At 48.8% G+C, this 12070-nt stretch carries 15 protein-coding genes; 5 read left to right on the top strand and 10 right to left on the bottom strand.

Features of this window, described 5'->3' with window-relative positions; all coding sequences use genetic code 11:
• The first annotated feature begins 122 nt into the window (after nucleotides 1-122).
• Nucleotides 123-698: a YfiT family bacillithiol transferase gene (locus AC4BAP_RS02845; RefSeq protein ID WP_490581098.1), complete on the top strand. Its 576-nt coding sequence runs from the start codon at nucleotides 123-125 to the stop codon at nucleotides 696-698.
• 6 nt (nucleotides 699-704) lie between these two features.
• Here the strand turns inward: AC4BAP_RS02845 and AC4BAP_RS02840 are convergent, their stop codons facing one another.
• The 6 genes from AC4BAP_RS02840 to AC4BAP_RS02815 form a co-directional block, all read right to left on the bottom strand.
• Entirely contained in the window at nucleotides 705-1619 is a 915-nt protein-coding gene (locus AC4BAP_RS02840) for an NAD-dependent epimerase/dehydratase family protein (RefSeq protein WP_490581097.1), read from the bottom strand.
• A 23-nt stretch (nucleotides 1620-1642) separates the two neighbouring features.
• Nucleotides 1643-2128, bottom strand: a complete 486-nt coding sequence (locus AC4BAP_RS02835) for a hypothetical protein (protein WP_490581096.1) — start codon at nucleotides 2126-2128, stop codon at nucleotides 1643-1645.
• Nucleotides 2129-2159: 31 nt separating this feature from the next.
• The gene (locus tag AC4BAP_RS02830) at nucleotides 2160-2672 is read right to left on the bottom strand and encodes a GDYXXLXY domain-containing protein (RefSeq protein ID WP_490581095.1); all 513 of its coding nucleotides are present in this window, start codon (nucleotides 2670-2672) and stop codon (nucleotides 2160-2162) included.
• Nucleotides 2662-3744 (bottom strand): DUF4401 domain-containing protein, encoded by a 1083-nt coding sequence (locus tag AC4BAP_RS02825; RefSeq protein ID WP_490581094.1) that lies wholly within the window; start codon nucleotides 3742-3744, stop codon nucleotides 2662-2664. The genes AC4BAP_RS02830 and AC4BAP_RS02825 overlap by 11 nt, the downstream gene beginning before the upstream one ends.
• Entirely contained in the window at nucleotides 3731-4699 is a 969-nt protein-coding gene (locus tag AC4BAP_RS02820) for a DUF2157 domain-containing protein (RefSeq protein WP_490581093.1), read from the bottom strand. The genes AC4BAP_RS02825 and AC4BAP_RS02820 overlap by 14 nt, the downstream gene beginning before the upstream one ends.
• A gap of 69 nt (nucleotides 4700-4768) precedes the next feature.
• On the bottom strand, nucleotides 4769-5395 hold the full coding sequence (locus tag AC4BAP_RS02815; RefSeq protein ID WP_490581092.1) for a hypothetical protein: 627 nt from the start codon (nucleotides 5393-5395) through the stop codon (nucleotides 4769-4771).
• A 124-nt stretch (nucleotides 5396-5519) separates the two neighbouring features.
• On the opposite strand from AC4BAP_RS02815, the gene AC4BAP_RS02810 reads away from it, so the two are divergent.
• Nucleotides 5520-6857, top strand: a complete 1338-nt coding sequence (locus AC4BAP_RS02810; protein WP_490581091.1) for a mechanosensitive ion channel family protein — start codon at nucleotides 5520-5522, stop codon at nucleotides 6855-6857.
• A gap of 22 nt (nucleotides 6858-6879) precedes the next feature.
• On the opposite strand, the gene AC4BAP_RS02805 is transcribed toward AC4BAP_RS02810, so the two are convergent.
• Nucleotides 6880-7332, bottom strand: a complete 453-nt coding sequence (locus tag AC4BAP_RS02805; protein ID WP_490581090.1) for a YybH family protein — start codon at nucleotides 7330-7332, stop codon at nucleotides 6880-6882.
• 281 nt (nucleotides 7333-7613) lie between these two features.
• Here AC4BAP_RS02805 and AC4BAP_RS02800 point away from each other — a divergent pair, with 281 nt between their 5' ends.
• From AC4BAP_RS02800 to AC4BAP_RS02790, 3 genes are all read left to right on the top strand, one after another.
• A complete protein-coding gene (locus AC4BAP_RS02800; protein WP_490581089.1) occupies nucleotides 7614-8273 on the top strand; it encodes an SHOCT domain-containing protein in 660 nt (219 codons plus the stop codon).
• Nucleotides 8274-8426: 153 nt separating this feature from the next.
• A complete protein-coding gene (locus AC4BAP_RS02795; RefSeq protein ID WP_490581088.1) occupies nucleotides 8427-9359 on the top strand; it encodes a glutamate--tRNA ligase family protein in 933 nt (310 codons plus the stop codon).
• 94 nt (nucleotides 9360-9453) lie between these two features.
• On the top strand, nucleotides 9454-10527 hold the full coding sequence (locus AC4BAP_RS02790; RefSeq protein ID WP_490581087.1) for a J domain-containing protein: 1074 nt from the start codon (nucleotides 9454-9456) through the stop codon (nucleotides 10525-10527).
• A 359-nt stretch (nucleotides 10528-10886) separates the two neighbouring features.
• Here the strand turns inward: AC4BAP_RS02790 and AC4BAP_RS02785 are convergent, their stop codons facing one another.
• The 3 genes from AC4BAP_RS02785 to AC4BAP_RS02775 form a co-directional block, all read right to left on the bottom strand.
• Entirely contained in the window at nucleotides 10887-11342 is a 456-nt protein-coding gene (locus AC4BAP_RS02785) for a cold-shock protein (protein WP_490581086.1), read from the bottom strand.
• A gap of 61 nt (nucleotides 11343-11403) precedes the next feature.
• The gene (locus AC4BAP_RS02780) at nucleotides 11404-11631 is read right to left on the bottom strand and encodes a hypothetical protein (RefSeq protein WP_490581085.1); all 228 of its coding nucleotides are present in this window, start codon (nucleotides 11629-11631) and stop codon (nucleotides 11404-11406) included.
• Between the two features lie 134 nt (nucleotides 11632-11765).
• Entirely contained in the window at nucleotides 11766-11957 is a 192-nt protein-coding gene (locus tag AC4BAP_RS02775; RefSeq protein ID WP_490581084.1) for a cold-shock protein, read from the bottom strand.
• Nucleotides 11958-12070: the final 113 nt, after the last annotated feature.

Below are 12070 nucleotides of genomic sequence, written 5' to 3'. Positions count from 1 at the left end.
TCACGGCAGGAATTAAATCGCAACTTGAGTTACCGGTCAAATTAATTTGGGCACGCAGCCCCGTTTCAGCCTGAAACCCGTAAACAATTGCAGTACACTGTTTCATTTGATCCACCCCCGCCATGTCAGAAGAGGAATTAGAAAAGCTAAAATACCCGATAGGCAAGTATAACCCGGCCAGTTACCCAAACGATGAGCACCTGGTAGAGCAGCACATACTTGCCATAGCACAGTTGCCCGCCAAGTTACGGGACGCTGTAAAAGACCTCACCCCGGAGCAGCTAAATACCCCTTACCGGCCTGAAGGCTGGACAGTGCTGCAAGTGATACACCACATACCGGACAGCCACATGAACGGGTACATCCGGCAGAAACTGGCCCTTACCGAGGATGTGCCAACTATACGTACATACCATGAAGCCGAGTGGGCCGAGCTTCCGGACAGCAAACTGACCAACCCCGAGATATCCCTGAACCTGTTGGAGGCATTGCACCAGCGATGGGTGGTGCTGCTAAAAAGCCTTACACCGGAGCAACTGGAGTATAAACTCATGCACCCCGAAACAGGCGAGTGCAGCATCCGGCAACACATCGGGCTTTACGCCTGGCACGGAGAGCACCACCTTGCCCACATCACAGGGCTAATGACCCGCAAAGGCTGGGTTAAGGAACCCCAAAGCTCGGATATCCTGGAGTAGCGTTTATCAAGCTGATACGATTGCCCGTACCGCATCTTCCGGGGAAGTAGGCGTCAGGCCAAAGCGTGCCTCAAACTTGCTGCTGTCGAACACATAGTCACGGTCGTACTGGTACAGCATCTCCTTAAACTCGCGCATGATCGGCATAAACAGACCCAACACAGGCACCATCCACTTAGGAAGCACAGTGAGCTTCGGTTCTTTATTCATTGCTTTTGCAATCAGGCTTACCCAGTCTTTGGCTGTTAGCTGTGCATTGCTGGTAGGCAGGTGCCATACCTGGTTGTAAGCATCCGGTGTGTTTCCCAGTAGGGCTGTGGCTTTGGCGGCATCCGGCGTGTAGGTAAAGGTGTGTAGCTTATCGGCGTTGCAAAACCACATGGCTTTTTTGCCGTTTTTCATGTTCTCGTACACAGCCGAGTAAAGCAGGCTGTTTTTGGTTGGCCCAATAAAATCGGCTGCACGGGCAATCAAGGCTTCCAGCTTTCCGGCTTTAGCTTCATTCAGCAGCATTTCAGCGATGTGTGCCCGTACTTTTCCTTTTTTGCTGATGGGGTTTACCGGGGTTTCTTCGGTCATGTGGTGAAGGCGCGACGGGTCGTACATGTACATGTTATCGAAGAAAACCAGCTTTGCCTTGTGTGCGATGCAGGCATCCAGCACGTTTCGCATCAGTGCCGGCCACTGCTTTTGCCATACTTTGGTGTTGTATTCAAGTCCCGCTACCAGGTATACGACCTCAGAGCCTGCTACTGCCTTTTTTACCTGCTCCGCATCAAGCAGGTCAGCAGCAAACAGTTCGTCGGTGGGGTTTACTTTTTCCGGTTTGCGGCTCACCAAGCGTATTTTGTCTGTGTAAGCCGAAAGTTCTTTGGCCAGTGGGGTTCCGATGGCGCCTCCCGCGCCTAAAATGGTTTGCATGAATGTTTGTTTTGATGAACGCTTTAGTAGTACTTCATATTGGTTAGGTCGCGCAGCTCCACGTTCAGGTCACGGGCAATTGCCTGCATCTTTGCCATGGCTTTTTCCTTGTCCTTATATTGCAGCAGGTGCAGCTTTACGCCGTCTGCCAGTTTTAGGTAGCCATCATACTTTTCCAGTTTTATACTGGTCATCGAGGCCCTCGACTCAAAGGTTTGGCTGTACCGGTTGTGCTTCAGGAAAAGAAAGTCAAAGCCTGTGAGCGGCAGCTTCTTCCCGATAACAAATTTACCCAGCCCTACCCCTTCGCGGTAAAGCATGTTCTTCAGGTCAAATTCAGTGCGATAGTGCGCGTAGTGTACCACCACCCCAACAGGCAGCAACAGCCAGGCAGAATAGGAGCCATCCAGTATGGTTAAGAGTCCGAAAACGGAGGTGATCCAGCCCATTACCCGGGCAGCGGTCCCGAAGTATTTCCCGGTGTTGTAGCTGTATTGGTTTGATGTCATTTTGTTTTCTTTTGTGCTTTGATATGGTAAGCTACTCCTTTATGCGTTCCGGTTTTATCAGCTGCTGCCTTTCATCATACAAACCTACTAAAATACTATTGCCTTTTTCATCTACTTTAAGTCCGCCATACTTTGCCTGCTCAAACACCTTTGCCTGCCCCTCCTCAAAAAAATATGACTCTGCACCCAGATTTATACTCCAGCTGCCTTTGCTATACTTTAGCAGCTGCTCCTGCGGGTTAAGCGGGCTTTCCTCCTCCTGAAACCTTACCAGTTCCGCAACATTGTCCTGGTTCAGTTTTAGAACGGCATAGCCTTTAAGGGGCAGCTTCTGTAACAGTTCACCGTCTTCGGGCCTGCTGATGGCGTAGCTCAGGCGCATGTAGTCGCCCTGCATCAGGGAACGCGGGTCTACGGGGGCCAGTTCCAGCAATACCAGTTGTCCTTCATTCAATATCTCCTCCTTCTGCACCACCGACCAGTTAAACAGCGCCAGCACCAGCACCAGGTTGGCAAGTATAATCCATCCTCTTTTAGTCAGCATAGCTCTTCAGAAATTTGCTTATCAACATAAATCCGCCCAGAAATAGCAGCCCGCTTGCCACCAGTACTCCCGACTTTGCCAGTAGCGTCATGTTCAGGTCGTAGTAGTACATGATCACAAAGTATACCAGTGCCAGCAAGCCCACCCAGAAGCCTGTTTTATTGCCTATGTAAAAGCTTGTGAGCAGCACCAGCAGTGCACCCGGTATGGATGGCGTAAGTATGGTTGGGGCCAGCACCAGGGCGCAACAAGTATAAAATGCCACCAGCGTTTTGGTATTGGTAATGGCTACCTCTTTCAGTACGCGGTGCAACAGCAACAGCACACACCCGATCTGGAACAGGCCGGATATCCAAAGGTAGTCTATGTGCGTGGAAAGAATCTTCTGGTGCACGAACATCCCCAGCGAAAATACCAGTGACAAAGCAATGCCAATTCTAACTGGATTGAACCTGGTGTTAAGTTTAGAGGAAGCTGCGATGAGCTTTGCCTCGTGCAGGCTCATGTAAGTAAGTATAATAGCCTGCAATATCACAAGCCCATGCGCCAGGTTATACAGTTCTCTTTTATCAACGATAATAGCAAAGAGGCTCCCGTTAAGTACCAGCACCGACAGGAATACACAAATAGCACTCTCCGATACAGCTATTACCAGCACAGCCACACAGGCAAGTATAGCCGCCACCACCGAATCGTTCTGGATCAGTTGGTTCAGGCCTGCCAGCAGCAAAATATAGCCTACAATATTCAGCGACACCCCAAGCGCATCTGCCGAGGCATTCTCTTTGTACCGGACCAGCCACTCTGCGCCTGCCAGCAGCATTACCCCCAGAACGCTCAGCGCAGCCGGGGAATCGTATAAGCCAGCAGCTAGAAAGAAGCCCAGAAAGGTGGAAGATGCCAGCAAACCACCAAGGATAGTCAGGATCTTAATGGCCAGCGCAGACACCTTGAACTCACCATGCAATTCCTCCTGCGCTATCAGTTCCTGATCATAGGTAAAGCCCTCGCCCTGCTCCTGCGCTATACTTTGCAGCAGGGTGTCCAGGTAGTTTTTATCAGTATTTTCCATGCCACTCGCGGTTAAGTTTCACCAGGTATTGCGCCAGCATCGTAATGCTGCCAATCACAAAAAGCGTGGCCAGCATCAGCATAAACTCCATAAAATGCTCCCCCAGCCGCACCAGCATGGCTGTAAGCACCGCAATGGCGCTAAACGGAATAGCCGACAGGTAAAACAGATCCCGGGTTCTGAGGCCATACCAAACGCCCGTGCCATACATGCCCAAACCGAGCAGGTAGCACAGGCCATAGTCATCGTTAAAGTCGGAGAACAGCAATGTGATCATACTTACCGTGATAGCGATTATCGCGGCCAGGCCCACTACCCTTGGAAACCACTTATGCTGTATTTTTACCTTGCCCTTGGCTGCCAGGTACTCCCAAATAATAACTGCCGATGCGTTAAGTATAAACAGCACATCGCATACAAAATTGAAGGTCCAGTGGGTGGCTACCTGTTGGGTGTAAAGTATAAACGTGGTGTTGAGCAGGGCAAGGAAAATAAACCACAGTGGCTGAAAGTTGGCCACCAGCACCCACAGCACGACGCAGTAGGTCCAGCCCCAGAAAAAATCGAAGGCATTGGCCCCAGTCTGGTAGATCTGCCCGAACACAGCAAACAAAACTCCCACCAGCACGGCGCTTGCCGTTAGCAGCGTGTATTTAATTGTCTCGCTACCTTTCCAGAACAGTGCTGCCCCGGTCGTAACTAAGATCAACAACTCGATCAGGCCCAGCTTCAGAAACTTGTGCATGTCGGCCCAGTTGTAGGCAAAAAAGAAGATGATGCCGGCAAGGGTAAAGCTAGCCCCGGTACCCAGCAAAAACAACTGGGTAAAACTGGCCCAGTCGCGCGGGGTGGCGTAGAGCTTTTCGCTGCGCAGTCTGGCGTCTATACTTTCGGGGCGCCAGTTGCTGTGCCGCGCAATAGTATAGATCAGCTCACGCGTTAGGTTTTGCTTCATGGTTTCAGGGTTTGCCTACAGTAAGTTACACAAGCCACTCCAGATTAGCAATGGATTGATGCGCAGTGCCTATTTCTGCAGCTTGTGGAGTACCTTTTCCAGTCGTTTACGCTTGCTTTCCTGCTCAACTTCCGGAAGCCTTTGCTGCAACACACGCATCAGTTCACACTTGAAAGCTGGCGTAACAACAGTGGCAGTTTGCTCGGCATAACTGGGCAGCTGGTTTAAAGGCGCGTCTTTCAACTGGTCTACCAACAGTATCAGGGCATCGTTCTGGTAAGTTGCATGCGCAGCCAGCTTTACCAGTATCTGCACCGTATGGTCTTTTGTGATAACGCTTCCTTTTGCAGCAGCATCTAAAATAGCAGGCAGGTTGGCATAGATGCCAGGCAGGTTTATACTAGTGATACTGTTTATAGCCGCCATAGCGCCCCATACCATCCGGTTGTTTTTGCTTTGCAGCAGTTTTATAAACTCAGGCAAGTATGGGGAGGTAAGCTCAGGCGTAATGTAACCGACCTCATCCAGCACCTTTATGCAATCGCTCTGGATGTTCTTGTCCTTGTGCTGTAGCAACCGCACCAGTTCCGCCACAGCTTCGCTATCGTGTGTTCCGGCAATGTGCCTGGCCAGTTCCTTGTTGGGCTCTTCGTCGCGGCGGTTCTGGCTGGTGGCAAGGTTTTCTAATACGGTCATTTTGGAAATAATCATTAAGGTATTTTGATATATGCACAGGTAAGACCCTGCAGAAACATCCTGAAGCAACATAGCTACACCTAAAGTAGTAAAAACTTTATATCTTCTAAATACCGCAGGCCTTATGCCATCATATAAGAGAAACCGAACAACCAGAACAAGAGCCACCGAGCAGAACCGTAGCGCAAACCGATACTCTAAGCAAGGCCGCACCACCCAGCGCAGGCAACCCATGCGGCGCAGGGTTAAGCGAAGAAGGGTATCCGGGGCCGGGGCCGTAAAAGGCGCCGAGAACAGGCTGAAAAACTTCAGGCAGGCCTCCATTCTGGCGGTGGCGGTTACGGGCTTTATCATGCTGCTGTTCGCACCCGGCGAAGCCACCCTGGCACAAAACGACACGACACTAACTACTGGGCTTAGAGACACTACCGCCACCGATAAAAGTATAACTGAGGTGGCTGCCGATACCTCGGCCATTGCCTCCAGCAAAGAGGCTGCCGGCGAGGCCATTGGTGCATTGCAGGGCCTCTGGGACAGTTTCTTCTATAACCTGCCCAAGATACTTATTGCGCTGGCTACGCTGGTGCTGGCCTGGTTGGTAATCAAGGGCATCAAGCTTATACTTGAACGCACACTGGGCAAGTGGCAACGGTCCAGCGCCATTATTTCGCTGGCATCCATTGCGGTATGGCTGCTGGCTATTGGCGTGGCCTTAAGCGTAGTGGCCGGCGATATCCGTGCTTTGGTAGGTTCTCTGGGTCTGATAGGCCTGGCGCTGTCGTGGTCCTTGCAAACACCGATCGAGTGCTTTACAGGCTGGCTCATGAATTCCTTTAAAGGCTACTACCGTGTAGGCGACCGCATCAGGGTAAGCGACGTGTTCGGAGATGTGTACCGCATCGACTTCCTGACCACCACCGTCTGGGAAATAGGAGACCCATACCAGCCCGGTTTTGTGCAGGCAGAGCAACCTACTGGCCGCCTGGTTACCTTCCCGAATAACGAAGTGCTGACAGGTACCATTACCAACCTTACCGGCGATTTCCCTTTTGTTTGGGATGAGCTGGCCATAGCCGTTGCCAACGAATCGGATATACCGCTCTCTATGGAAGTGCTGCAAAAGGTATCCGAGGAGCTACTGGGCAATTACATGGCAGAACCTGTCCGCAACTACTCCCGGCTGCTAAAACGCTCAGGCCTGGATTATAACATCCCCGAAAAGCCACAGGTATTCGTTTCCCTTTCCGACTCCTGGACCAACCTGACCATACGCTACCTGGTAGGCGCCCGCGAACGCCGCAAATGGAAAAGCGAGCTTACCCTGCGTGTTACCCTCGAAGTAAACAAGCCGGAATACATCGACAAGATCATTCCGGTTTACCCTAGGCAGCAGGTGCAGTTCATCGATCCGGATGGCGTGCCGGTGGAAGCAAAGTTTACAGAAAACGGAAGCGCCTCTTAGCTTACAAGCTGTCCGCTAACAGTTAGTTAGAGTGATCATGCATGATTTTCCAGCGGCCACCTTCGTGCACAAACACTAAGGTATAACGGCCGCTTTGCTCTGTAGCATCCTGGTTTGTGAGAATGTATTTGCCTGTTACCAAAGCATGGGTGTTGCCCAGCGGCTTCATCTCCAGGCTGTCGAAGCGGAGCGTGGATGTTGGGGTGCCCGTTTCGGTAAAGGCTTCCTGGTAATAGGTTTTCATCTGCTCTACTCCTATCGGTCCGGTTGGCAGCATAAAGGTTGCGGCACTGTCGTAAACAGTCACAAATTTATCCAGGTCACCTTTATTCCAGTCGGCGGTGATGTTTTCCAGGGTTGGGATTACCTGAGTAAAGTCGGGTTTGGCTTGCTGATCTGCTGCATTGGTGCAGCCCGATACTAAAGCAGTAGTGGCTATAACACCACCTAAGAAAGAAAGGACAGTTTTTTTCATGAGTTTCTGGTAAAGAGCCTGTTGAGAGTTTGCTAAAATCTACACTGCCTGCCCTTGCTGCCTGTTCTTAACAGCAAGTATAATAGCCAGCGCCTTTAAATTGTTGGTAAAAAACCCCAGCAATGGCGGGTTTGTACTTTTTAATCGAAAGTCTAAACAGCTTCAAAGTATAAATATGCGCAAAAGGTATAAATTTCAACTATACACCTATCCTCAAATATAACTCCTTTTTATATATTTGCTTCTCAAAATCTTACCTAACAACTTAATACCTAGTACCTATGAAAGCGACCTTTACCGCTACACCGCTGCCCTGTCTATTCTTTTTTCTGCTGCTAACCTCGTTTTCTGCTTCAGCCCAACGGCTATCAAGGCTTATGGAGGAGCGTGATCGCCTTTATGAAGAATGGGAGTACTTTGAAGACCAGAACAATGCTTTTTGGGGCGGCAAATCGAAAGAAGACCTTTCTAACATCATCGGGGTACAAAAGCAGATCATCAGCAAAGACAACGAGATACTCGAGGAAGTCAGAAGCCAGCACGCAAGCACTCAGAAGGGTTTGCGCCAGGAGCTCGAAGCAACCCAGGACCAACTTAGCGCGGCCAAATCCCGGATCGGCGAACTGGAGTCTGACCTGGCCGCCACTACAGAACTTTACAACGATAGCCTGTCCGATATCGCCAGCCAAAGCGGCTATAAGAACTCGTCCTTCATCTTTATACTTCTGCTATTGGGCAGCACCGCTTTTCTGGCGTTTAAGCTCCGGAAAGCCAATAGCAACCAGTTAAGCCTGTCGGGTTTCATGCCTGAGCAGGAGGGCGCCTCTGCCATGGACGCGTATGTGGCACGGTTAGATAAAATTGGAAAACTGAAAGATAACGGCCTCATCACAGAGGAGGATTACAAGGCTCAGAAAGACAAGATCCTGGCAACGCTTTAATTTTTTTAGATTAGAAAACCCCGTAAAGAGGCTTATGTACTAGTACATAGGCCTCTTTTTTAATTACAACCATACGTACAGCTACTACCGGCTAAAATCAGTATATTGTTTTCGGTGAAGTATAAACATGTCCGCAATAAGCCCTGAACCAGCGTGCAACAGTTATCACAGAACAAGGCAACAGTAAAGACCCGCATTGCCCCTACTCCCAGCGGCTACCTGCACCTGGGCAATGTGGTGTCTTTTGCGATAACCTGGGCACTGGCAAGGCAGCAGCAGGGCACTGTTATACTTCGGATCGATGACCTGGACAATGCCCGGTTCAGGCCGGAGTACCTGCAGGATATTTTCGACACGCTGGACTTTATGGGCATTGACTACGACGAAGGCCCCAAAAGCCCCGACGATTTTGAGCAGCACTATTCGCAGCACCTACGCCTGCCACAGTACCATACTTTTCTGGAGCAATTGGTAAAACAAGGGGTGATCTATGCCTGCCCCTGCTCCCGCACCGAGATTGCTGCTGTATCCCCGGAAGGCCTGTACCCGCTTACCTGCCGCAACGAGCAGCTTGCCCTGGACACCCCGGACACCGCCTGGCGCATCTGCATCCCTGAGAATACATTGGTCACCTTCCAAGATGAGTTACTGGGCAATTGTAGGGTAGCCCTGGACCTGGAGATGCCAGACTTTGTAGTGCGGCGCAAAGACAGACTGCCTGCCTACCAGATTGCCTCGCTCTGCGATGACGTGGAAATGGGCATTAACCTGGTGGTGCGCGGCGAAGACCTGATGCTTTCGACGGCGGCCCAGCTTTTTCTGGCACAGCAAACAGGTGCCAATGCTTTTTTGCAGGCAAAGTTTATACATCATCCCATCATACTTACCGGTGAGGGCAACAAGCTATCAAAATCAGATGATGCGCTGTCTGTTACGGAAATGCGGAAGGCTGGCCTTAGCGCTACTGAACTCTGGCAGAAAATAGCGCGTTTGCTTGGCCATGACGCCAACGGAATAACTGATGCCCAATGTTTTCTGCAAGCGTTCCGGATAGAAGACATACCCAGGCACGGCATGCGGGTATAGCACTAAAGTATAGTAAGCACATATCTTTTCACCTGGTTATCCGTCTGCTTATACTATGTTTGTTTAGCTGCACATCAATTCGTAAATAGAAACTATGACACAGTCCAAAGCACCAGCCTCATCGCTCACTCCGCAGATAGCTGTTACTGATAAAAATCAGTTAAGCAAGCTACAGCAGCAGTTCAATAAAAAGGTAAAGCAGATAGAAAAGCTGAAGCAGGACATAAGCGCAAGGCAGGAAAGTATAAACCTGGCCCATAAACGCATCGAAAAAGAGCTGAAGCCCATCATAAGCAATATAATTGAAAAGCGCGTGGAGCTGGTAAAACTGCTCGACGAAGCGTACCCTCTGGCTTTTTTCCGGAAGCGGGAAAAAGAAAAACTGGCCTACCTGATAGCAGACATCGCCTTTGACCTGGTAGGCAAGTATGGCCGCGAAGACATGCTGGAGATACACGACAAATACTCCGACCTTTCGTTCGAAGAAACAATTGCCGAAGAAGAAGAGGATGCCAGGTTCATCGCAGAGCAGCTGATCAGTGATGTGTTTGGTGTTGATGTACAAGTAGGTGACCTGGATGACTTTGACAGCATACAGGCCCAGTTGGACCGGGAGATGGAGCAGCGGGAGCAGGAAAAGCAGAGCCGCCAGAGAAACCGGAAGACCAAGGCCCAGTTAGCCAAAGAGGAAAAAGCGAAGGCAGAGCTCCAGAACATAAGCAAAGCCAGCCGCCGTGTGTATACCGAACTGGCCAAGCTGCTGCACCCCGACGCGGAACAGGACCCCGAAGTACGCATCTGGAAAGAAGAGGCCATGAAGCGCGTTACCCAGGCCTACCACCACGACGACTTTTTTGAGTTGCTGCGCCTGCAAATGGAGTTTACGCAGGAGCAGAGTCAGGTACTTAACAAACTACCCGATGAGCAGCTAAAGTATTACATCAAAATACTCTCTGACCAGATACGGGAGTTACAGTATGAGCTCGATGATTTCCGGTTCACCCCCGAAGCGCAGCTGCTCCACCAGTTTGGAGGCACCCCAAAACAAATGGACCAGAAATTTAAGTATGCCAAAGAAGACCTGAATGCAGAGCTCCAGCAGCTAACCCGCGACCTCCGCAACCTGCAGGACCCACAAGAGATCAGGCAGCTGCTGAAAGAATTGTAGTAAGGAAGTATAAGATTATAGTTGCTAAGAATTTGCAAAAGCAGGTTTATTTTCCTGAATCGGGATTTGAAGAATCTTTGGATTGACAAGATTTCAACTTGACGCCATCAATTGCTTCAGCCTGATGGCATGCTTTTTTGCGGACTAGCATCATAGCATGCCACAAGTTACGCTGTTGCTAAACTTGAGGCATGAGAAGATACTAAAAAAACCTGCTGATGCGGGTATCAGCAGTACTATGTTGAAGAAGTATAGATCGGTATAATTCTGAAAACAAGTAACAGCACCACAGCAAAAGCATCTGAAGTATGCCTTCCCGAAAGTATACTTCATAATGGTAACCCAGAAAGACTTCTGGACTAACTTGCCAGTTTTACATTTACGGCATTTAAACCTTTAAGGCCTTTCTCAACTTCAAAGGTTACTTTATTGCCTTCTTTAATCTTATCTACCAGACCGTTAATATGTACAAAAATAGACTCTTGCGTTTCCTGGTCTTTAATAAAGCCGTAGCCCTTCGAATCGTTAAATAAAGTAACAGTGCCGTTTCTGATCAGATCTGCCTGCGTTAATGCTTCCTGCTTTGGTATGCCTATCTGTATCTCCTCTACTTTAACCACCTTCTTCTTTTTCGGATCTGGCGGCGTAGAAGTAATGTTGCCGTTATCATCAACATAGGCCAGCATTTCTTCTATATCCTTGCCTTTGTTAGAGTTGGCTTTGCGCTCTTCTTTTTTATGCAGCTTATCCTTGCGCTTCTGCATTTTTTTCTTCTCTTTTTCTTTCTTACTAAATGTCTCTTGTGATCTGCCCATATAAAGCGTTAACGTGGTTAATAATTTTTAATGAATTTGCATTTTCTCTTGCCTGGCAAGCTTAGTACTTGAACACGAAGTTTGTACCGTTGCGGATCCACTTTTCAAAGAACGTATTGTCGTTATACTCGCCTGTTAAAAGCTCGTAGTCGGCCTGCTGCGTATTTTCACGCGAGTCTATAAAGCTTTGCAGCGAATCCTGGTTATTAGGCTCCCAATCGCGTCCTTTTTGTATTGCCACACACAGGTACTCACGTGTAGTGGTATCTACTAAATATTTTCTGTTCATCTTGTCTTTACCCGGGCTCCTTAACCCGATTTTATACCCGTCTGGTATTTGTAAAACTTCTTAAACTTTCGAGGACTGCAAATAAAAAAGCCTTACTGGTCGTAAGGCTTTTTTATTAACGTAGTATCCTAAAACTAAGCACGCTTAACATTTACAGCGTTTAGTCCTTTTCTTCCTTCCTGCAGGTCAAAAGTTACTTCGTCATTTTCTCTGACTTCATCAATTAAACCAGACACATGTACAAAATACTCCTGATTTGAATTTTCCTCTTTGATAAACCCGAAACCTTTCGAGTCATTAAAGAATTTTACTGTTCCTCTATTCATTTTTTGTTGTTATTATACACCTACTACATTCACAGCGGTGTATTTGTTCATTATTTCTTACAAAGTACGATAAAAAATTTACAATTATGCGATTTTATTTATCTAAAATCTAA

Source organism: Pontibacter sp. GD7 (assembly GCF_058216375.1).
This window is presented reverse-complemented; position numbering and strand designations above follow the sequence as displayed.